This window comes from uncultured Tateyamaria sp., assembly GCF_947487805.1.
Lineage (GTDB): Bacteria > Pseudomonadota > Alphaproteobacteria > Rhodobacterales > Rhodobacteraceae > Tateyamaria.
In genome coordinates this window covers 80,931-102,138 of sequence record NZ_CANKXW010000006.1, presented here as the reverse complement: position 1 = coordinate 102,138, position 21,208 = coordinate 80,931, and the positions used below count along the sequence as shown (strand labels likewise).

At 58.5% G+C, this 21,208-nt stretch carries 23 protein-coding genes; 7 read left to right on the top strand and 16 right to left on the bottom strand.

Going from position 1 to position 21,208, the window contains the following annotated elements:
* Positions 1-119 precede the first annotated feature (119 nt).
* The 4 genes from Q0949_RS15085 (at position 120) to Q0949_RS15070 (ending at position 6,852) form a co-directional block, all read left to right on the top strand.
* Positions 120-1,454 carry a DUF4365 domain-containing protein gene (locus tag Q0949_RS15085; RefSeq protein WP_299373985.1) on the top strand — a complete coding sequence of 445 codons (1,335 nt, stop codon included), beginning with the start codon at positions 120-122 and terminating at the stop codon, positions 1,452-1,454.
* Positions 1,451-2,926, top strand: coding sequence for a hypothetical protein (locus tag Q0949_RS15080; protein ID WP_299373982.1), 1,476 nt, complete (start codon positions 1,451-1,453; stop codon positions 2,924-2,926). The genes Q0949_RS15085 and Q0949_RS15080 overlap by 4 nt, the downstream gene beginning before the upstream one ends.
* Before the next feature lie 66 nt (positions 2,927-2,992).
* On the top strand, positions 2,993-4,981 hold the full coding sequence (locus tag Q0949_RS15075; RefSeq protein ID WP_299373979.1) for an AAA family ATPase: 1,989 nt from the start codon (positions 2,993-2,995) through the stop codon (positions 4,979-4,981).
* Entirely contained in the window at positions 4,981-6,852 is a 1,872-nt protein-coding gene (locus tag Q0949_RS15070) for an ATP-dependent helicase (protein ID WP_299373976.1), read from the top strand. The genes Q0949_RS15075 and Q0949_RS15070 overlap by 1 nt, the downstream gene beginning before the upstream one ends.
* A 63-nt stretch (positions 6,853-6,915) precedes the next feature.
* Here Q0949_RS15070 and Q0949_RS15065 read toward each other — a convergent pair whose 3' ends face one another.
* The 16 genes from Q0949_RS15065 to Q0949_RS14990 all read right to left on the bottom strand — a co-directional run bounded on the left by Q0949_RS15065 (position 6,916) and on the right by Q0949_RS14990 (position 19,917).
* Positions 6,916-8,265, bottom strand: a complete 1,350-nt coding sequence (locus Q0949_RS15065; RefSeq protein ID WP_299373973.1) for a hypothetical protein — start codon at positions 8,263-8,265, stop codon at positions 6,916-6,918.
* 78 nt (positions 8,266-8,343) lie between these two features.
* The gene (locus Q0949_RS15060; protein WP_299373970.1) at positions 8,344-9,420 is read right to left on the bottom strand and encodes a type IV secretion system protein; all 1,077 of its coding nucleotides are present in this window, start codon (positions 9,418-9,420) and stop codon (positions 8,344-8,346) included.
* Between the two features lie 12 nt (positions 9,421-9,432).
* Positions 9,433-9,846 (bottom strand): hypothetical protein, encoded by a 414-nt coding sequence (locus Q0949_RS15055; RefSeq protein ID WP_299373967.1) that lies wholly within the window; start codon positions 9,844-9,846, stop codon positions 9,433-9,435.
* Positions 9,843-10,046 (bottom strand): hypothetical protein, encoded by a 204-nt coding sequence (locus Q0949_RS15050; protein WP_114276217.1) that lies wholly within the window; start codon positions 10,044-10,046, stop codon positions 9,843-9,845. Before Q0949_RS15050 ends, Q0949_RS15055 begins: the two co-directional genes overlap by 4 nt.
* Positions 10,043-11,029: an ATPase, T2SS/T4P/T4SS family gene (locus Q0949_RS15045; protein ID WP_299373962.1), complete on the bottom strand. Its 987-nt coding sequence runs from the start codon at positions 11,027-11,029 to the stop codon at positions 10,043-10,045. The genes Q0949_RS15050 and Q0949_RS15045 overlap by 4 nt, the downstream gene beginning before the upstream one ends.
* 4 nt (positions 11,030-11,033) lie before the next feature.
* Positions 11,034-12,413 carry a TrbI/VirB10 family protein gene (locus tag Q0949_RS15040; protein WP_299373959.1) on the bottom strand — a complete coding sequence of 460 codons (1,380 nt, stop codon included), beginning with the start codon at positions 12,411-12,413 and terminating at the stop codon, positions 11,034-11,036.
* Positions 12,410-13,105, bottom strand: a complete 696-nt coding sequence (locus Q0949_RS15035; protein ID WP_299373956.1) for a TrbG/VirB9 family P-type conjugative transfer protein — start codon at positions 13,103-13,105, stop codon at positions 12,410-12,412. The genes Q0949_RS15040 and Q0949_RS15035 overlap by 4 nt, the downstream gene beginning before the upstream one ends.
* Before the next feature lies 1 nt (position 13,106).
* Positions 13,107-13,763: a virB8 family protein gene (locus Q0949_RS15030; RefSeq protein ID WP_299373953.1), complete on the bottom strand. Its 657-nt coding sequence runs from the start codon at positions 13,761-13,763 to the stop codon at positions 13,107-13,109.
* A gap of 111 nt (positions 13,764-13,874) precedes the next feature.
* Positions 13,875-14,684, bottom strand: a complete 810-nt coding sequence (locus Q0949_RS15025) for a type IV secretion system protein (protein ID WP_299373950.1) — start codon at positions 14,682-14,684, stop codon at positions 13,875-13,877.
* On the bottom strand, positions 14,684-15,838 hold the full coding sequence (locus Q0949_RS15020) for a lytic transglycosylase domain-containing protein (protein WP_299373947.1): 1,155 nt from the start codon (positions 15,836-15,838) through the stop codon (positions 14,684-14,686). The genes Q0949_RS15025 and Q0949_RS15020 overlap by 1 nt, the downstream gene beginning before the upstream one ends.
* Positions 15,828-15,995: a hypothetical protein gene (locus Q0949_RS15015; RefSeq protein ID WP_299373945.1), complete on the bottom strand. Its 168-nt coding sequence runs from the start codon at positions 15,993-15,995 to the stop codon at positions 15,828-15,830. Before Q0949_RS15015 ends, Q0949_RS15020 begins: the two co-directional genes overlap by 11 nt.
* Positions 15,992-18,355, bottom strand: a complete 2,364-nt coding sequence (locus Q0949_RS15010; protein WP_299373943.1) for a type IV secretion system protein B4 — start codon at positions 18,353-18,355, stop codon at positions 15,992-15,994. The genes Q0949_RS15015 and Q0949_RS15010 overlap by 4 nt, the downstream gene beginning before the upstream one ends.
* On the bottom strand, positions 18,345-18,623 hold the full coding sequence (locus Q0949_RS15005) for a VirB3 family type IV secretion system protein (protein ID WP_299373940.1): 279 nt from the start codon (positions 18,621-18,623) through the stop codon (positions 18,345-18,347). The genes Q0949_RS15010 and Q0949_RS15005 overlap by 11 nt, the downstream gene beginning before the upstream one ends.
* Complete coding sequence (locus Q0949_RS15000) at positions 18,616-18,909, bottom strand: TrbC/VirB2 family protein (RefSeq protein ID WP_012187323.1); 294 nt, start codon at positions 18,907-18,909, stop codon at positions 18,616-18,618. The genes Q0949_RS15005 and Q0949_RS15000 overlap by 8 nt, the downstream gene beginning before the upstream one ends.
* On the bottom strand, positions 18,906-19,520 hold the full coding sequence (locus Q0949_RS14995; RefSeq protein ID WP_299373933.1) for a lytic transglycosylase domain-containing protein: 615 nt from the start codon (positions 19,518-19,520) through the stop codon (positions 18,906-18,908). Before Q0949_RS14995 ends, Q0949_RS15000 begins: the two co-directional genes overlap by 4 nt.
* 43 nt (positions 19,521-19,563) lie before the next feature.
* Complete coding sequence (locus tag Q0949_RS14990) at positions 19,564-19,917, bottom strand: hypothetical protein (protein ID WP_012187165.1); 354 nt, start codon at positions 19,915-19,917, stop codon at positions 19,564-19,566.
* A 204-nt stretch (positions 19,918-20,121) separates the two neighbouring features.
* Here Q0949_RS14990 and Q0949_RS14985 point away from each other — a divergent pair, with 204 nt between their 5' ends.
* From Q0949_RS14985 to Q0949_RS20665, 3 genes are all read left to right on the top strand, one after another.
* Positions 20,122-20,382 carry a hypothetical protein gene (locus Q0949_RS14985; RefSeq protein WP_299373924.1) on the top strand — a complete coding sequence of 87 codons (261 nt, stop codon included), beginning with the start codon at positions 20,122-20,124 and terminating at the stop codon, positions 20,380-20,382.
* A 124-nt stretch (positions 20,383-20,506) separates the two neighbouring features.
* Positions 20,507-20,764: a helix-turn-helix domain-containing protein gene (locus tag Q0949_RS14980; RefSeq protein ID WP_299373922.1), complete on the top strand. Its 258-nt coding sequence runs from the start codon at positions 20,507-20,509 to the stop codon at positions 20,762-20,764.
* Positions 20,765-20,933: 169 nt separating this feature from the next.
* Positions 20,934-21,161, top strand: a complete 228-nt coding sequence (locus tag Q0949_RS20665) for a hypothetical protein (protein ID WP_366524045.1) — start codon at positions 20,934-20,936, stop codon at positions 21,159-21,161.
* Positions 21,162-21,208 lie beyond the last annotated feature (47 nt).

Below are 21,208 nucleotides of genomic sequence, written 5' to 3'. Positions count from 1 at the left end.
TTCGCTCTCTATCATGTTTGACCTTTTGCAAGGGCAACCTCCATATCTTGTTGCTCCTCCCTTATGTTACTCCAGATAAAGTGTTACATCTCGAAAAGCCTGTTTTCGGGAATCGAGATGTGAATAAGAAAGTTACAACCAGCCAGCGAATTGGCGAAATCGGGGAGAAGGCAGCTAACCTTCAATTCTTGCGAATTGGATTCCAATTTGATGGGCGGTCACGGCTCGAAGCAGGGATAGACGGCATCGCTGAGGTGATGGACGACGATCAGCCGACGGCAAAAATGATCGCCGTTCAGGTCAAGGCTACTGAGAGTGGCACCTATGTGAGTGAGACGGATTCCGGTTTCACCTATCGAGTCCGCGCTACGGACTTCGACTACTGGCGTGGTTCCAACCTTCCCGTGATTCTGGTTCTCTACAGGCTCTCGGATGACACGTTCTTTTGGAAGTCACTAGAAAACCTCGTTGGCGAGGCCGAACGCACATTGCGGTTCGACAAGGAGCGCGACGTCTTGGACGGACGTGCGAAAGATCGCCTCGCTGCCCTGACCGTCGCCAAGCAAGGACATGGTTACTACGTCCCGCCACTTGGGGGAGGGGAGGAAGCGATCATCAACATGGTGCCATTGCAGCTTCCTGAGGAAATCTTCGTCGCACAGACACAGCTCTCCACCCAGAAGGCGCTCGCCCGGATGAAAAAGGTCCGGGAAGGCCAACGGTACGATTGGATGATCGATGAAACCTCGCTTTGGACATTCTGCGACCCACTAACCACACCCGTCCGTGACCTGATCGAACGGGATCAGGTCGAAAGGATCGAAACCGACTTTCTGGCACAACACGACGCAGTGGATCAGCAATACAAATTTGCGGGTCTGTTGCGACATACTCTGGGCTATGACTTTCGGGATTTGCTTGGGTGGGACCGAAAGAAAAAACAATTCTACTTCTTGCCAACACCTAGAGTCGTGGCGCGCAAGTTTCGCTATCTTGGTGCAAAGCAGAAGACACAGGCCGACGTTGTCAGCGTCTATAAGAAGTCGAAGGGGGAGGGGCCCATCGACTATGTAAGGCACCATTCATTCCATCCCCGGTTCGAGCGCTTGGCGGACCAATGGTACCTGATCGTCAACCCATCCTACTATTTCACTTCGGATGGAGAACGCGCGCTCAACTATCCGGATGCCTTGTTATCCGGGAAGAAGCGCCTCGACACAAACAGCACAGTTCGAGGCCAGGTGATCATGTGGCATCGATTGCTGTCGGGTATGGAATTTGAAGATGCCGGCGAACTGCTGGCACCCGACACCAAGACGGATCGCATCATCAAGTTTGGTGACCCGCCTTCCATCGAACTGCCAAAGAGCGTGCCCGAGGATGTGTGGGGCGCTAAGGCGCAGAAGTTAAGGAAGCCGTCCGTCTCGAATGAACAAGGCAGCTTCGACCTATGAGCGACTTCAAGACAAAAATCTTCCCGGAGCCAGAACTGGAGTTTGGCGACCAGCATCATCATCCTGATCCGCGATTGGGGTTGCTACAAGCGGGTCCGCTGCAAACCAACCTAGGCGACACCATCAAAGTCGGCGTCGTTGGCAGTGCTCTGACCGTCGAAAAATCAGGCGAGTTTCTAAATGCGATTGAAGACGGGTTCGAGGGTAAGACCGAAAGACACCCGAACCTGCACCCAGACTTTCCCGGGTTGAGAAACCAGAACCCCTATCGGTGCCGGTTTGAGATGGTGGCTGCCGAAGACGGTGTGCTGACGAAAGGTCAGATCGAGAAGATTGCCAAGGAACCAAGCGATGTGCGTGCTGTGGAAATGGCGGTCGACGCAGTTATGGCGCAACTGGAAAAGTTGGAGGCGCATCATGAACGGCCGGACGTCGTCATGGTTTCGCTCCCGGTCAAGCTGATCGAACGGGTCTGGAGAAACGAGCGGGCGCGCGATGACGAAATTATGGAGGACGAAGCGGCCGACGCGAAAGCTGGCAAAGAAACCTCTCCAAACTTCCGCGGCTTGCTCAAGGCCAGAGCGATGGACCTGAGATTCTCAATTCAGATTGTCTGGGAGGATGTCATCAACCCCGATGCCAAGATCCCTCGCAAGATCAAGGAGAACTCTGACCGCCAAACCCAAGATCGAGCTGATCTCGCATGGAACCTTATGACGACGCTCTATTATAAGGGCAGCGGCAAGGTGCCTTGGCGCCGATTGCCGGAAGAAGGTGAGTTCACCGCCTGTTACATTGGGATCAGCTTTTTCAAGGATGCCGAAACCGACGAGATATGGACCAGCGCTGCACAAATGTTCGATGAGCGCGGCAGAGGGTTCATTCTTAGAGGTGGCCCTGCGCAGTCAGAGTCGCGGGGTCGACACCCGTTTCTCACTATCGATGAGGCTCACAAGCTCACTGAGAACGCCCTGGCCGCCTACAAGTCGGTCCATAGAACGATGCCGGCACGCGTGATCGTCATGAAGACATCGCGCTTTCGTGAAGACGAGGCCGAGGGTGTTGGCAAGGCGCTCGACGAGGCAGGTGTGGAACTGCGCGATCTCGTTTGGGTTCACGAGAGTTATTCGGTCAAGGTGCTGCGCGACGGCGACTTCCCTGTCCTCCGCGGCACCTTCGTTGAGTTGGACGGAAATGGGCTGCTCTATACCAACGGCAGCATTCCCTACTATGGGACCTATCCCGGCCTCTATGTCCCGAACCCTCTATTGCTCTGCCCGCACCCGCAAAGCGAGAGTACCATCGAACAGATCGCGAAAGAGGTCTTCAGCCTCACGAAGGTTAACTGGAACTCAACGCAAATGAATCAAAGGCTGCCTATTCCGATACGGGCGGCACGGAAGGTTGGTGATGTGCTGAAGTATGTTCCTGCGGGCCAAAGAGTAAGTAGCGACTATCGTAAATACATCTAGAGCGTCTTGGGCCGTTGGGAATTTGCAGAAAACCGATTTGAAGAAATGGAACTATAGGGAACTCGGATGAAGATTGACACACTTATTATACGGAACTTCCGATGCTTCGGCGCAGAGGCTGAAACTCTCAGGTTTGAAAACGGGGTTACGGCATTGGTTGGCGGAAACGGAGCCGGAAAAACGGCGGCGCTTCAGGCGTTAGCACGGCTTTTTGGTGTCTCAAGTGCAGAAAGACAGATCCAGACACGCGATTTTCATCTTAGGCCTGATCAAACCGAGCTCGTTTCTGGAGCGACGCTGTCGATCGAGTGTATCCTGTCCTTCCCAGAACTAGACGGTCTTGATGAGGCGGTGGCGGCCGACGCCGTGCCGGATTATTTCAACCATATGGCAGCAACCGGCCCTGGAGAACCGCTTAAAGCGCGCATACGCCTGCAGGCAGTCTGGACGGATGACGGAACTCCCGATGGGACGGTGGAAGAGGATATTCGTTGGATTGGTACGCTCGGTGATGATTACGATTGGGATGAGTGCCAAAGGGTCGCCGCCGTTGATCGTGGCACCATCCAACTTGTTTATGTGCCTGCAACCCGTAATCCGGCGGATCGTGTCACCGATTTGCTTAAGGGGCGTTTGTGGCGGGCTGCGAAATGGTCGGATCGCCTGTCCAGGACGACCGAGCGCGGAGCCAAGCTGATCCAGAAGCGTTTTGAGCGCGAAGCACCCGCAGAATTCATCGTCGAGCGGCTTACGAAGCGCTGGCGGCAGGTCCACGAAGCCGACACAGATACGACGCCGGTGCTCAGACTTGTGGAAAGTCGGCTCGAGGAACTGGTCAGGCGCGTCGAATTTGCATTCCATCCCGATGAGGCCGGTCGCGAGCGGGCGCTTGCCGACCTAAGCGACGGTCAACGCTCTCTCTTTCATATAGCTCTAACTGCGGCGACGCTTGAAACCGAAAAAGATGCTCTGCGTCTGGCCGCTGCCGATAGCCCGTTCGATCAGGAAAAGCTGCGGCGTGCTCATCTTACGATTCTGGCCATCGAAGAACCGGAAAACAGCCTGTCGCCGTTCTTCCTCTCTCGCATTATGAACCAAGCGCGCGACATCGGAGCGCTCAGCTCTGCGCAAGTACTGATCTCTAGCCACAGCGCCAGCATTTTGAGCCGTATCGAGCCGGACGAGGTGCGCTACTTCCGGCTCGATACTACCAGCAGGGCCTCATCGGTGAAATCTTTGACGCTACCTGACGATGCGACCGAGGCGGGTAAGTATGTTCGGCTCGCCGTGCGGGCGTATCCAGAGCTCTACTTCGCGCGGTTCGTCATCCTCGGCGAGGGGGACTCCGAACGCATTGTGTTGCCTCTGCTCGCAGAGGCGATGGACGTCCCTCTTGATCCTTCTTTCGTGCCTGTTGTGCCGCTCGGCGGTCGCCATGTCGATCACTTTTGGCGGCTTCTAGACGCGCTGAAGATACCGCATGCAACGCTGATTGATCTCGACCTGGGGCGCTCACATGGTGGTGCGAACACGATAAGGGCGACCGTCGGATCGCTCGCCGAAATTGGGAACGATCTCAGCAACAACTTGGATGTGATGATGGAAGTGGTCGAGCTCGCCAACCTTCCCGCCCTGTCCGACGAAGAGATGACTGATGGCTGTGCTGAAAACAAATGGATGCAGGCGCTAAAAGACGAAGGTGTATTTTTCTCCGATCCACTCGATCTGGACTTCGCGATGCTCGCGGCATTTCCAGACGCCTACAAGGTGCTCGACCCGGGCGCGCACGGTCCCGACGACAGCGAAGAGGCCTTGGAGCGCAAGAAAGCCGCCACTCTTAAAAAGGGAGGGAACGCTGGTCTCTACGATCCTGAATGGGATGATTGCTTTATCTGGTATCCATACCTGTTCTTGAGCCGAAGCAAACCCGAAACGCACCTCGCCGCGATTAATCGCATTCCGGAGGCAGATCTCGCCGCAAACGCTCCGCCTGAACTTTGCGCGCTGGTTCAACATGTCAAAACGAAGCTCGGTTTCGAGAACGGCGCAGATTGATGTTGGTGCTTCCCGATGATTGGAGGCCTCAGGGCGTCGACGATCTCGAGCCGGGCGCGTGGCAAGCGCTGCGCGAAACGGACCGAAGCGTATGCGTTACCGCCGGCGCAGGCGCGGGCAAGACAGAATTCCTAGCGCAAAAAGCAGCATACCTCCTGCAAACCGGCATATGTCTGCCGCCCAAATGCATCCTGGCTATCAGCTTTAAAAGGGATGCTGCACAGACGCTCAAGGCGCGCGTAGGCAAGCGTTGTCCGCCCGATCAGGCGCGCCGTTTTCACTCGTTTACCTTCGACGCGTTCACCAAAAACATGTTAGACCGCTTTCGGGCTGCGATCCCTCACCCCTATGTGCCGCCCCGCAACTATGAAATTGGGTTTCCGCGGCGCGATGATCTGGAGGACTTCCTCACCCGGAACGGTCGGCGTGACATCGGCTGGCAAAAATTTGAAAAGGTGATCGCACGCGCGCCGCTTCCGTTCGATGAGGAGGGAATACCACCGGCTTGGCGCGAGCTACTTGATACTTATTGGCAGGAGCAATTGGAGCGTCCAGCCGGTACGTTGCTCTCGTTTGCCATGATTAACAGACTTGTCGATTATTTGCTGCGCGAGAACCCTGCGATCCGGCGTGCCCTTCAGCTCACCTATCCCTTCGTTTTCCTCGATGAATTTCAGGATACGACATATGCACAATATGATCTGGTGAAGAGTGCTTTTCATGGCAGTGATGCCGTGTTCACAGCCGTCGGCGACGATAAGCAACGCATTATGGGCTGGGCCGGGGCGATGGACAACGCCTTCCAGGAATTTGCTGCTGACTTCAATGCAGTGGACCTAGCGCTACGCTTTAACTGGCGATCTCATGCGGATCTGGTCGCCATTCAACAGGTGATTGCGGAGCGCATCGATCCAAACGTAGAAGACGTTGAAGCTAGGGGGCAGCGCGCCGTCGACGGTCAGGTCGCTGCGCTGTGGCGTTTCGATACACGCGAACAGGAAGCACAGCAAATCGCCGCTTGGATCGATAGCGAAATGGAGCACGGCGTTCTGGAGCCGCATGATTGCGCCATTCTCGTGCGTATGCGCGCCGACGATGTTGAAGCCGAACTGACGGACGTTTTTGCAGCGCAAGGCCTGACGATCAGGAACTTGGCGCGTAATGTTGGTGGAATTGCGATTCAGGAACTACTTGCCGAAGAACTTACAGGCATCTTTTTACCGCTCTTGAGGCTCGGTACTGGTAAACGCAGCCCGGGTGCCTGGAACGCCACTCAAGAACAGCTGCAGGCGCTATTCGCCATCGATACTGGCGATGAACGAGCACAGGAGCGGCTGCAGCGAAGTATTGAAGAATTCTCCTCCACTTTGCGTGCGGCTATGCGCGATAACGAACAGAATGGCGAGAGCGCGGCACATGTGTTTCAGATCGCCCTTGAATTTGTTGGTGCCGATCGGCTGCGCCAGGCCTTTCCCGCCTATAGACGGGACGCGGACTTCGAACGGGTACGGACAGGGTTCATCACGCTGTTTTGCGAATGCGCCGAAGCTGTGGACGCTTGGTCGGACGCTCTCGATCGCTTCGAAGGCATCGGCCAGGTGCCACTTATGACGATCCACAAAAGCAAGGGTCTTGAGTTTCACACAATGATCTTCTTCGGTCTCGATGCACAGAGTTGGTGGAGCCTTTCACCCGGACGGGATGAAGAGCTGAATTCCTTCTTTGTCGCCTTCACGCGTGCCATGCAAAGAGCCTTCTTCGCTTATTGCAGTGAGCGAGGAGAAGCGATCGGATGGCTTGAAAACTTGTTGCTGCCGGCCGGTCTGGAGCGGGTCGACGGGCTCCTGCACCTTGTGGTTGGAGATGAATAGCAAGTTTAGTTTCAATCCACGATTTTCGAGGCGGGTTGGTGCACATGGGGGTATGATCCCGGCTCAGAAAAAGGTGACCTCCCGCAGGCCTTGAAACGCGCCTTCTTTGAACGCGCCATCTTTATGCAGCCGAGGGAAATCCGGGAGCCTGTCTACCTCGACTAACGGAAGCAAAATGTCAGCGCTGAACCATGGCATTTTCGCGGACCTACTTTCGTCATACATCTTCGAAAGTGCCCTGCCGACCGCATAAGCGCCGGCCAAGTCAATTTTGGAAACGCGTGTTCGATTTATAGGAAGCAGGCTCCCAGTTGTCGATTTACCGCCGACATTGAAATAGATCAGGTCATGGCCCCACCCGAGGCGTATGATATGTGTCCGGTCGGACCGTTGGATTGAAACTCTCGGAAATACGTCTCTGATCCAAACCTTATGTTCATCGCACCAGTCGAGGGCTTCCTTCAACATCGCTACGCCGCCTAGGTCTTTCTTCCAGATCGGACATAAGTGCTGAAACCCGGCGAATTTGACCCGCTTCTCACTTCTGATGTCGTTAGCAACGAAATCGCCTTCGCGTGTGACCTTTGGAGACCACATTTGCTCTTCGAGCGCGGCTGCGTCCTCCAAACCTATGTGCATGTCATCAATCGCAACTTTGGTATTCGCAGAAATGGCTCTGTGTCGTGCTTCAAGCAGTGTGATTGGCGGTAACGGTTTCCTCGGGTGTTGGTCGAGGATCGAAGGCCCATTGGGTCGAACGATATCGTCAGAAACATCAATTGGTCTGTCCGTTTTCACGTCGTGGTCGACGAGCCAACGGTACGGTGTCCCGAGGTCCATAGGATCATCATTCATGAGCGAAAGATGTGGCAGACCCTTTTTCAGGAACGCCATGATTTCCCGCGTATCCTGACGTTCCGCGCCCATGAGCCGCCCTTGAAAGGTTTGCCGATCTGAATTGCTTTGGCGGGCTTTCAGTGCGTTTTCGATGCGCTCACGTTCGATATCGCTCAGCTGGCGTCGTAGATACGCGATAGAAACATCGACGTCACCGTAGTCGTCTCGCTCCTCAAGCGCGCTGCCGAATAGCTTCAAGGTGATGCGCTGCAGGCGATCGGAATCGCCGTTGATGACCTTGGCCCGGGCGAGAAGTTCAGAAATGATGGTCTGAACCTTATCGCGCCGGATACGCTTTCGCTTGGGTTCCAGTGCGAGGCGACTCCCATTCGGCGTTAGCTGCCAATAAAACAAACTGTCAAAGATGTCGGCAGGCTCCAAGTACCCAGCCTCGGCCATCTGGCGCAAGATGAGGTCAGCATGATGGGCATCGCAATCCAGGGTCCGTATTGCCTCTTCAAGCCCGACAGATCTTCCATTGATTGCTGAGCGCAGGACTGCTTGGACCAGCTCCAATGGTACCGTTTTTACTGGCGAATGCTTATGGGACCCTCGCTCATTCATTGTTCAACGGCGTCGCAGAAAAAAACCTCATCAACGCCTCCCCAACCTTCCCAAACGAGCCAGCTGCGCCATCATTTGCGATCCGGTTCCGGTGGATGGACTGCCCCCTGCAGGTGTCACATTTGCCATTCCCGGCCGTTGCGGCATTTGTTGGGCCCCAAAGAACTGCCGTGCTCTGAGTGCTGCATATTCGGCTCCACTGGCACCACCAACAAGATACCGATTGTAAGCCTGCTGATTGCCCATCGCAGCGCGCGCAAAGCTGTAGCTTCCTGCCAAGCCCCCAGACAGCGCTGGCATCATAATGTTCCCTGAGATCGCGCGAACGATGAACGGCGTGGCGATGATGAAGCCCTTGGCCATGAGGACCATCATGAAGAAGGGGATGAGCGCGCCTATATTTGAGGCCCCTTCCGGGTCGCCGAGTTCACCAATGAGGGCGGATGATACACCTGTGATTGTTGCGAATACGCCTGCCACGACGATTGGGTAGAGCGCAAAGGAGACCAGTGCTGACAGCCAGCGCGCGAAGTAATCCTTGGTCACTTCGAAAAGGGTGAGGAAGATCATCACGGGTGCGATGCCAATGAGCAGCGCGATCATCAAACGCGACGCGACCAAGATAAATGCAGCGAGCCCTCCCAAGATCGACAACATCAACACGCCAACAATGTCGAGCATCGCGCCGGCCATCCAGTTGAGCTCAGACCCGGCCGCGTTAAGGTAGTCTCCAAGCTCGGCGATGAGCCGGTCAAATTCTTCTGCAAATGTCCCCGATGGACCTGGAACGCCACCACCGACGGAGCCGACCAGCGCGCCCGCAATACTGTCGATCCCCGCGAGGATTGCGGACGAGAGTGCGTTAAACTGCACCCAATTGGTTGCAAATATCCCGATGAGACCAATCTTGACCGCAAGCCAGAATGCCGTTCGCCCGTCCATCGCTTTGTACTGATAGATCATGTTCAGGAAAACGAGGATCACCACCAGCGTTGTTCCAAGAACGAGAAGCGTTCCCACCGTGGCAGCAACAGACCCGAACTGTGTCTCGGCGGCGGTGTTGAGATAGCCTTGGGAGGTTTCAACGAAGTAGGTGACAACGCTCATTTCAGAGTTCCCCTACCACTTTCCCACTGCTTCGCAGATCGCTTGAGCTTCTGGTCGAAGATCACTTGCGCGGCGGTTGTAACTGTCTGACGCTTGCAGCATTTCTGAACGGTTCGCATTGGCGTGGTTTTCTTGGAAGGTGACTTCGGCGTTATCCCATGCTGGGAAGCGAAGACCGCAGTCGCAGGATCCGGTCTCAACGATCCGCTCCATGTTCTGTGCCCGGTAGATGTCCTGGACCAAGACACGCTGGTAGGCGTCTCGAAGGGCGATGTTCTGCATCCAGTCAGGTTCGCTCGGGCGTTCGGGGCAGACATCTGGAATGCTCTCAAGACTGGGGATGAGATTGCGCTCCGCCATTAGGGGCGATGCCATCAAGCCCAAACCGACTGACAGTAACAAGAAATGCGCTGCACCACGCTTCATCGGTTGTCTCCAAAATCGGCACCGTCGGAGGTTTCACGCTTCAGAAAAGCCGTGTGCCCGATATTGGCAAACTCCGACGAACTGATTGAGACCACCTCCCAGCCGATCTGGCCCTTCGCATTCAATGCCGCCTGCATCTCGATCAGACTGTTCTTACGGTCCATCGGGAAGGAGAGGATTTCATATTCAAAGGTCTTCATGCAGCTTCTCCAATCTGTTTCATGCCGGGGAGGTAGAATTCGGTGATGCCGCGTTTGCCGTCATGGCGACCGGCCTGGATGATCACATCGATGGAATTTTCGATGTACTGGATCATGTCGGCATAGGTCATCGGGATTTCGGTCTTGAGTGCTGCGATCGCGAGGCGCTGCACGGCCAATTGCGGGGTTTCGGCATGCAGCGTGGTCATGGACCCGCCGTGGCCGGTGTTGATGGCTTCCAGAAAGGTCATGGCCTCCTTGCCGCGCACTTCGCCCAGGATGATCCGGTCGGGACGCATGCGCAGCGTGGCGGTGAGAAGCACATCGGCGGTCTGGAATTCCGCGTCGCGATTGGCGATGAGGGTCACGGCATTTGGTTGGGTCGGCAGAAGCTCGGCGGCTTCTTCGATGGTGACGATGCGTTCCTCGGCCGGTACGTGAGAGAGGATCTTGCGCGCGGCCACGGTCTTGCCGGTGGAGGTGCCGCCCGAGACGATCATGTTGAGTTTGTTCTCGACGCAGAAGGCGAGCGCATCATCGATCAAACCCGCGGCCACCACGGCGCGCAAGGCGCGCTTTTTTTCGACGCGCAGGTCTTCGAGCTTGCGCTCTTTTCCGTAGAGGAAATCGAGTGCGATGCCCTCGAGTGGCAGGCTCGAGAAGAACCGCAGGCTGATCGACATGGCCGAAAGCACAGCGGGCGGGGTGATGACCTGCGCGCGGATCGGGCGGCCCTTGTAGGTGATCGAGACCGAGACGATGGGGCGATCCTTGCTCATCGTCGTATTGGCGGAGGAGGCGATCTGGTTGCCGAGGTCCCTGACCTGAACGGCTGTCAGCCTTTGATCCAGTGGGCGCATGAAGTGATCGCCCTGGAATTCGCCCCAGCAGGTGCCATCAGGGTTGATGCAAATCTCGATGACATCGTCGCGGGCGGCGGCGTCGATCCGGTCGAGGGAGGTTTCGAGATAGCTCAGCGACATGGGTTCAGAATATCTCCAGATCTCGGTCGACCATCACCGTGACGCGCGCGCCCTGATCGACATAGATGACGGGGCCGATGGAGAGATAGTCGCCAATCACGCTGTCCGTGGCATCCGCTAGATCATCGCCCACGTCTTCCAGCACATCCGCGGCGGTTTCGTCCTGGACATTTGCCGCAGCGGCGCTTGGCGCAGCGGAGATCAGTGAAATCAGCGCTGCCGAGCCAAAGCGCTCATCAAAGCGCGTATCGACAAAGCCGGTCACGCCGGAACGGCCAAGTTCATCACCCCCAAAAGAACTGATCTGGATGGTCTGGTTGTCGGGCAGAATGATCCGGTCCCAAGCGATCGTGACCCGGCGCTGCGCGATATCGACACCAGAGCGATAGCGCCCGATGAGGCGGGAGCCGCGCGGGATCAGGAGGCGGGAGCCATCGAAGCTGAACACGTCTTCGGATACAACGGCCCGGGTCTGGCCGGGCAGGGAGCTGTCGAGGGCGGTTTCCATGACGGCCTGGATCATCGTGCCCTGGATGATGGTGTTGGACGGATTGGCGATGACCTCGGCTTGCGTCACGGTGGCGGGCAGCGCGCCGTTCAACACGAAATCCGTCACTTCGCCGAAGGTGCGCTCGGTCAGTTCCGTCTCATTTGCGCCAGACGTGCCGCCAAAGGCGATGGTGGGCGAGGTGATCCGGCGTTCCTGAAACGCGCGTTCTTCGGCCGCGCGGCGTTCGAGTTCCGCGAGCCGTCTTGCTTCCTCCTCGCGCCGCAGCCGTTCTTCTTCCCGCGCGCGCAGCTCGTCGTCGCTTGGGCCGATGGGTGCCGGGAGGGGGCGGTTGGCTTCGAGCTGGGCCAGCTCAAGATCCATGCGGAGTTGTTCAAGCTCGCGATCACGCGCCGTGAGTTCATCGCGAAACTGCTGCTGCGCGGCTTCAGACGCCGTTTGCAGCGCAGCGATCTGAGCGGTCAACGCATCGATGGCTTCGGCGGCGGCGGTGTCTTCCTCAACGACCGGTTCAGGGGAGTTGCGCAATTCCTCGATCTGGGCCTGAAGGGCTGCGAGCTGTGCCAGAAGCTCAGCATTGGGCTCGACCGGATCGGGTGCGACGAACACAACCTCGGGCTCGGGCGGGGGCAAGGTCTCGATTGCGCCGAACCCGTCGCCTTCGTTCTGGAACACGTCCGGCGTGGCCGTGGGAAGGGCTTCCTCTTCCTCGGGTTGGGACATGAGATAGAGCAACGCACCGCCCGCGCCGATCACGAGGACGACGACCAAAGCGAGCAGCGGTGAGCGCCGTGGGGCAGGGGGCGAACCAGCGCCCTTGCCTTGTTCTAGAGCAGCGAGGCGTTTCTCGAGGTCTGCGTTTCCAGTATCGCTCATGAGCCTACCCCCGCAGGTGGTGTGGCCTCGATGCAGACCACCTCCTCCCCGATCCGCAGCACCCATTGTCGGTTCACGCCTGAAACCCGGATCACGCCGTCCTCGGTGGCTTGCGTGTTGACCGTGCGCTCACGGCCATTGGCGTAGCGGAAGATCGCAGGCACCGGCGCGTTCTGCGGAAATTCGAAATACGTGAAGGTCCGGTCATCCCAGACACGGGTGGGGGTGAACTCGCTGCGCGCGCTGGCGCCGTAATTGTAGTTCGGGGCTTGGGCCGCGATTGCACGTGTGGGCCGTGCATTGTCGTCCGGATAGCGGAACTGCACCACGTAGAAGGTCGGGCTGCGGGTCTCCTGGACGTTGAAGTAGTAGCTGCGGCGGTTGGTGTAGACCGTGACATTGGTATGGACGCCACGCGCGACGGGCTTGATCGCGAAGGCCTGACCGCCGGGCACGCCGTCGATCTCGAAGCCTTCCGTGTCGCCAGCGATGATCGAACGGATGCTTTCACCCTCGCCAAATTCGACCGTAGTGACGTGTGTCAGCGAGACGTTGAGTCGGTAGACCTGACTTTCCTGGTAGGTGGCCAAGCGCACGCGGTTGTCATTGGGACCGCCACGCGGGATGGCTTCGGCAAGGGCGAGACCGGGCAGCAGCACAAGGACGATTGTTACGAGGGCCTTCTTAAGCAAACTAATTCTCCAATTTGTCGGAGCGGATGGAATATTCGAGGACCGTGAAGCCGAAGGGGTTGGTCCAGACCTCATCGATGGAGCGGCGGGTCTCGGGGCGGAACTCGAAGAGAAGCGTGGCGGTGAAAAGCCCGGTTTGGACGCCATTGATGGATGTCAGACGCTTGCGCAGCCGGACCGTGGCGCGGTTCGTACCGATCCGGTTGATGCTGAGGATTTCCACATCAAGCCGGGCATTGGGGCCATAGACCGTCGGCGGGTAATTCTCATTGGCGCTGTTCCAGATCTGGCGCAGGCCGATTTCAGCGGCCCCGTCCGAACGGCGCAGCACGCTGCGGATGCGCAGATCGTTGTCGAGCTGGTTGTAGACCTCCCGGTCGGTCACATAGCGGAACACCTCCGCCTCGATGATCGCCTGGTTGGCGGTCACCGAGGAGGCGCCGACCGAGGCTTCGGGGAGTGCAAAGCCGGTGGCAGGATCATAGGGCACGACCACAGGCGGCGGATCGACATCGAGAATTGAGACAGCCGCCGCGCTCAGACAGCCGATGACACCGAAGACAAGGCCCATCAGGCCAAGGCGTTGCCAGAGCCGTTCGCGGCGCAAGGCACCGTAGACCAGTTCTTCCTCGATGATTTCTTGTTCACTCGCCACCATTCATGCCCCCGCTCGGCGTTTCGAAATGAGTTGAATCGGTTCTTCGCTGCCTCTCGCTGCGCTCGAACGCGAAAACCGATATTTGTTTTTGGGGATCAATTTCGAAACGCCTTAGTCTGCCCGCAGGTCCGGCAAGGTGAAATCCATGAAGCGCTGTTCTTCGGCGATTGTGGCGGCATCAATCACGCCGCCGGTGCCGTCACCCACGGTTTGCACGGCCTCAAGCTGCCACATGGCGACGAGGGCAATTGCCAGTTCCGCCGTCACCCGCGTGTTGAGGTCGATACTTTCCTTCAGTTCGTCCATGTCATCGATCAGCCCGACCAACCGGTCGACGCGTTCCAGCGATTGGCCGGCATCCTCATAGCTGTTCTGGGCCGCGGCCGAGACGAGCGCGCCGGTTGTCGCTTGCGTCGCCACGCGGTTGGCCCCGGGATTTCCGCTGGTGGCCATTTCCGAGAGGGTGTCATCGTCAAATCCGAGATCGGCCAGGACCCGGTCCATCTGGGTTTCGATCTCGCCCGCGCCGGAGCCAGAGAGGCCAGAGAAGTCGCCGGTCTTGATGGCTTCAATGGTGGCGAGGATGTCTCCGAACTCCTGATCAAGCAGGCCGTTCAGCTCGTCCTCCATCTCGGTGCGGATGATTTCCGGCAGTTCAGCAAGGCGGGTCAGGGCTTCGTAGGTTCTTTGCAGCTCCGCGAGTTGGTCCGTGAGTGTGGCAAGCTGTTCGCGGAGCTGCGTCAGCTGCTCGTTCTGCAGGATCTCGTCTTCGATCATCTGCCGGAGCTGCTGGATGTTTTGCGCGATGTTTTGGGTATCGACGACCGGCACGCCCTGCGCTGCGGCAGGGGAGAGGGTGCCGAGATGCAGGCCAACCCCAAGCGTTGTGGCCAAGGCCGTTCTCACGAGCAAATCTCTCATCAGTCTATCTCCCTGATCGTGAATTTCATGAATGCGCCCTCGGCCATGCGGGCGCTGGCCTGCGCCAATTCTTCTGCGCTCAGGACACGGGTCCGCGCCGCCTGAAGCCGGATGCGCGCGGCGACGAGGCGCACGAGTTCGGCGCGGGCATAGGTGTTGAGCGCGACGCTCTCCTGCACGTCCTCGGTTTCGGAAATCCGCTCGACGATATCCACAATACGCAGGGCGGCTTGGCGGATCGCGGCGGGCGAGTTGCTGCCATAGAAGGCCGCGCCGTGCCCGGTGATTGAGAGGTTCGCATTGGCCAGAAGCGCGGGGTCGATCGTACCGAGCGCTTCGATCCCGCCGATGCGGCCCAGGTAGAGATTGTAGCGTTCGGGGATGACCTGGACGTAGTGCTGGGTCTCGCGGAAGGGTGGCACGCCCCCATATTCGAACACGCGACCGGGGCCGGCGTTATAGGCCGCGAGCGCGTTGATGATGTTGCTATCGAAGGTGTTGAGTTGCGTTGCGAGATAGCGCGCGCCGCCATGCACCTGCAGGTAGGGGCTGTCATAATATTCCGGGTTGATGCCGAGATCGCTGGCGGTGCCGGGCATAATCTGGGTGAGGCCAAAAGCGCCGACCGGCGAGCGGGCGCCGATGGCAAACCGGCTTTCCTGCCAGATGAGCGCCTGTAGGAGTGCGCGCCATTGGACTGGGGAGAGGCCCGCGCGGCCAACTCCCGCAAAGCTGCTTGTTTCCTGGGCGACGCGGATGATGAGCTGCTCGATGTTTTCGGCGGCATCGCCAAACATCTGTGCGCCGCCGGGATTGGGGTCGATGTCGGCATTGCCGTAGACCGCTTCGACGGAACGGGCTGGATCGCCGCTTCCGTTTTCCAGCCCTGAAATCATCGCGGGCAGGCCCTGACCGCCGAAGCTTGTCTGGGCATCGAGGATGCGTTGAAGTGTGGCCAATTGCTCGCGTTCGATCTCGGCAATGAGTTCGCGCACGGACAGCTTGTCCGCCTGGATCGCAAGGTCGGCCTCGCGATCGCCGGTCTCGACGATATCGCGCGCGGTCAGCCCGCTGTCATTGGTCGGCACGCCTTGAGACAAGGCGAGACCGGGCAGCAGGCAAAGGACCAGGATATGAGGCAGGCTAGACTTCAATATCGCGATCCGGGGTGCCAAGGGGCGTGAAGGAACAATCGGGTGCGACGGGGGCTGTCGAGGCCAGGAAGGTAAAGCAATTGGCCTGCGGCTCCTGGTACTGGGCGCAGGAGGCCAAAGCGCCGAGCGCGGTGAGAAGCAACAAAATGCGTGTCATGAAAGCCTCCAGAAGTCCGGGCGGTCGCGGTAATCGGCGCCGACGAGCGCTTCACCTTTTTCCATGCCGCCGAGGATGGTGAGATTGGGCCCGAGGGCGCTCAGATCGGTATCGACGACGATGGATCCCTGGTCGTCGCGGATGAGCGCAAGGCGGCTGTCGCTGCCGGTGTTGAGAAGCACATCGAGTTCCTTCTCATAGAGGTTCAGCATCGCGTAGTCGGCGGCATGGGCGCGGATGTTCGGGAGCAGGATCTGCGTCGGCACCGCCTCGACGATGGTCTTGCCGGTCCGGGTGCGCTCGAGCTGGCTCGCGTATTGCGTCATCATCACCGCGACGGTGTTCTGCTTGCGCGCGGTCACCAGCCAGTTCGACAGCCGCTCGGCGAAATACGCATTATCGAGCGCCTTCCAGGCCTCGTCGATCACGATGATGGTGGGGCGCCGATCCTCGATCTCGCGCTCAACCCGGCGGAAGAGATAGGAGAGGACGGCCATGCGTTCCTTCTCGGCCTCGCTGTCGAGAATGCCGGTCAGATCGAAGCCCACCACATCGCCCTTCAGCGAGAAGGTGTCTTCCAGCGTCTGTCCGAAAATCCAGCCGTAGCGGCCCTCTTCGGTCCACTCGAGCAGGCGCTGGTGCAGATCGCCGCTATCGTCGGTGGACACAAAAAGCGATGCGAAGTCGCGCCAGTTTCGCAAGGCTGGGTTCGTGGCCTGCGCATTCTGGCGCACGACCTCCTGGATGCGGTTGGTCTGTGCTGGCGTCAGCGGCTTGTCGGCACGATAAAGCAAGGTCGCAAGCCAGTCCGAGAGCCAGGCCGTGCCACGGGCATCGGTCTCTGTCCAAAGCGGGTTGAGACCCGTGGGCTGGCCAGCTTTCAAAGACGCATATCGCCCGCCATTGGCGCGGACCGCCATCTCCATACCGAGACGGTAGTCGAAGACGAAGATCCGCGCCCCTACTCGACGGGCTTGCGTCATGAGAAAAGCCGAGAGGACCGACTTGCCTGACCCGGGTCGTCCCATGATCAGCGTATGCCCGCTGGTCGGTTCTTTGTCGGGCGAGCCTTGCTCGTGATAGGAAAACCGATAGGCGCTCTGCTCGGGCGTGGGCAGATAGGTGATGACTTTCCCCCAAGGGGTCTTCTCAGCAGGCTTGCCAAGCTGCGTCCGATGAAACGCCGCGAAATCCGCGAAGTTGCGATTGGTGATCGCACTGGCGCGCACGCGCTTGGGTTGGTTGCCGGGATGTTGACTGAGGTAATGCGCCTTGGCGGCAACCCTCTCACCGATCATCTTCACCCCTTCGGCGGCGGCGGCATTCACGATCTCAGCGCTCAGCGTCTGTAGCTCGTCCAGCGTGTCGCAAAAGATCGTCACGACCATATGGTGCTCGCCGAAGCTCTGGCGCTTGGCCTCGAGATCATCGGCGGCAATATCGAGCGCTTCCATGAGCGACAGGGCCGCGTCCTGCGAAGCCTGCATCTGGCGCTTTTGCCGTTTGATGCGACCCGCCATGAGGTTCGAATTGATCGGCGTGAAGGAATGCGTGACGATCATGTCGACCGGCAGGTTTAGCATGTCGAACATGGTGCAGGAGGTGGCTTCGGAATATTCCCCGATGGTGAAACTCTTGCCGTAGCGATGTCCCACGACGCCTTCGGATAGCTCGAAGTGATCTCCGTGAAACGTCACTCGCGTGTTGGCCACGTTGAAGGACAAGAAGCCATAGGTGTTCGCCGGATACAGCGGCAGTTCCTGGCCAGTGTTGAGGGCCCCCAGAAAGCCGATCAACTCGCCGCTTTTGGCCGTGAGTACATGCGGGTTCAGCTCCGTCAGGCCAGACAGGAACACGTTCACGGCCTCGCTCAATCGGCGAAGGCGCTTCTCGGTCGCTTCCTTGAGGCGATCCGGCGCGCTGCGGTTCAGGAACGGCAGGACGCTTTTTGGAGGCGGGCGATGGATCACCGTGAGGGTCAGGGTCTTGTCGCGCAGGCCGCTGGTTTCGAGTTTCGCGCGCCAGAGCCGGTCGACTTCTCCAGCAAAACTGTCCTCACGCACGGGTTCGAGGTCCGGCGTGATCGCCTTCGAGACCTTGTGGACATAGTAGCTGAACTCCGGCCCCAACTGCGCGATGATCCGGGCAAAAAGCGCGGTCACCTTGTCGAGATAGGCATCGTCGGTCGTATAGCTGTTGACCCCATCGAGCCGAATGCACTGGAAGAGCTCGTTCACCCGTGTCCGCACGGTCCGATCACCGACCAGGCTGACGTAAGGCAGCATATGCGCGAGGCGGGTTTCGCGCGCATACCAGTCGGGAGTCATCGTGCGGAGATCGAGCGCGACTTCACGGGGCATAACTGTCCCCGCCGTGGATAGAGCGGTTCCGCGTCGGCGGTGTCTCCTGCAGCGCCGTCATCATCACGTCGATGAAGCGCGGATCCCAGTCCGCGGCCTTCCAAAGCACGGGATAGAGCAGGGCGGCGACAGCCAGCACTGCGACGTGCTGGACCCAGACAAAGAGCAGCACCGAACCGAAGAGCCAGACCATCGCGTACATGATGGGCAGGCCCAGAAGCTTGGGCGGGCGCACGAGACCCAGAAAGAGGGGCGCGCGCTCAGCCACCGGCAAAGACCGCGGCAACGATCGTGGGGGCGGCGGCAACACCGGCGATGCCGACAAGCACCCAAAGCGCCTGGCGCAGATCGATGATGTTGAAGAACCAGCTCAGGAAGACGCCCAGAACGGCGAGCGTCGCGATGACAACACCAAGCGGGCCGGTCAGCGCATCGACGATGCCCTGCAACAAGCTCTGGATCGGCGAGAGATCGATGCTTTGGGCAAGCGCAGGTTCGGCAATGAGCAGGAACAGCGCCAAAGAGGCGACGAATAGATTTGAAATCTGTCTCATGAATTTGATCCTTCCAATCGGGCCACGACGGCCATGACACGGGTCACGTGGTTCTGAGTTTCTCGGTAGGGGGGAATGCCGCCGTACCTGCGGACCGCGTCCGGCCCGGCGTTGTAGGCAGCCAGCGCCAGACGCGGATCGCCGAATGCCTCCAGCATCATCGCGAGGTAGCGGGCGGAACCGTCTAAGTTCTGAATAGGATCACGCGGGTCGACACCGAGGTCGCGCGCCGTCGCTGGCATCAATTGACCAAGGCCAATGGCGCCTGCACTCGAGACCGCATCCTGCCGGTAGGCGCTCTCCACCTCGATATTGGCACGGTAGAGGGTTAGCCAATCGCGAACCGAGAGCTCCGCGCCGCGTAGCCCGGGATGCCCGGCATAGCGAAAGGCGGTGGCCTCGATGGCCGTGAGGATATCGGCGCGGGGTAGGGGCGCAGGCCGTGAGAGGGCTGCCAATTGGATGTCGTCTGGCTCACCATCCCGTTCGCCAAAGATTGCCAGACCATCGGCCGCTGAACCTTGTCCAATGCCGTCATTGTAATTGCGGGCAAAGCTGTCCTGGGAGCGGGATGGGGTCAGAGAGCCGTCGCTCTCCATGACCAGCACCATCTGCGCGGAGGCGGGACCCGCGAGATACCAGAAAAGAAGAAGGCTACTTGCTGCCGCCCTTGTCGGTTGCAGCCAGCTTGTGCGTTGTCCGTTGGCCTTCCTCGAGCGGCACATCGGCATGGGAGAAACCGATCCCAATAAGGAAGGACACCACGCCCGTGATGGTTTTGAACTCGCGGATTTTGATGTCGTTATAGGTCGTGCGGGTACGGGCCGTGACCAACAGCTTCTCCACGCCTTCGTCAGAGACGACGCGCATGATCCAGACCCCATAGTAGCTGGGGCCCTTCTTGTGTGCCGACTCCTGGCACAGGATTTCAGCGCTATAGCCACTTTCCACGAGTTCGCGGAAACGTGCTTCCGTAACCACATTTGGTGCTTCGATGTCCCAGTTCATGGCCCGGCTCACGCTTTCTCCAATGGCGCAACATCCGGGCATTCTCACTTGAAACCCAGAGTTACGATAGTATATTATTAACTACAAGGATATATTGTAGCAGATACGGCTGTATCTCAGTTACGCAAACACTAGGCACGGTCATTGACGTGTATCAAGGAAAATAGGGGTTTCAGAAACCTGCGGTTGAGCCGATGGGTGAAGATGCAGGCTGTGGCCTCGCTGATGCTCGTTCCGGTCGCAAGCCAGGCCGGATTCTGCCTCGCCCCGGTCCGGCCCTTCGTGCCAAGCGATTCGCAAGCGGCCAGAGACTACGCTGACATCATCCGGCGGGACTTCGAGGTCTACATCACAGAAATTCAGGACTACTTCCGCTGCCTCGAGCAGGAGCGTGCGCGTGCCTTCGAAGAAGCCCGCGAAGTCAGCCAGGACTATGGTCGGTTTCTGGAGCTGGTGAGGGATTGATGGGCGATTGGGTGTGCATCAGCCTAGCACCCGACGGAAACCAGACGCCGATAACACACTCAAATATCTACTTTTTAGATAACAGATTTCATCCGCTAGCGACGTCACAAAAGGTATGTGACGCGTGGCGAAAACAATCAGAACAAATGGCCAGTTGGCGCTCGTCCGTGCGTTGGTTGAAGCACGTCAGAATGCGGGTCTCAGCCAGCAACAATTGGCGGCGAAGCTCAAACGCCACCAGTCATTTGTGGCGCGTCTCGAAAGCGGCGAGCGACGTATCGACGTCGTGGAGTTCACGGTTCTGGCGAGGGTCATTGGCTTTGACAAAAATGAAGTCCTGTCGATTGTCGAAGCCGCCACGGAGCCCGACCACAGGATTTGAACCAAATGAATTGTTGAGAACACGGGAACCCATTTTCCCGGTCTGATGATCATTCCCTCATCGAGGACCAGGTAGCCAAAATCAAAGAAGTCCGGCGCGCGGTCGTAGTGAACGCTCTGCAGCCCCACGCCGCAATTCGCAGCGCCGCAGTGCAGGAAGTCAGCAAACAGTGAACGAAGATAAGGGTGAGGGCGTCGCGATCTCCAATCTGATCGGGACCGATGGGTGCAGTGTTGTTGGTTGGGTGTATCGCTGGAGTACAGGCTCACATGCGGTGATGTGGGACGTCCAAGGGCCCCAGCCGGTATCGGAAACCCGGCCGGATATAAGTGACGAACAGAAGCAAGAAATCGACTTCGATGCGCTCACGCGGATTCGAAAAAGTGACAGTGGATAGGATTCTCACGCAGCCGCCAGTTCATATTGATGGAAAGGGTCTGCGAG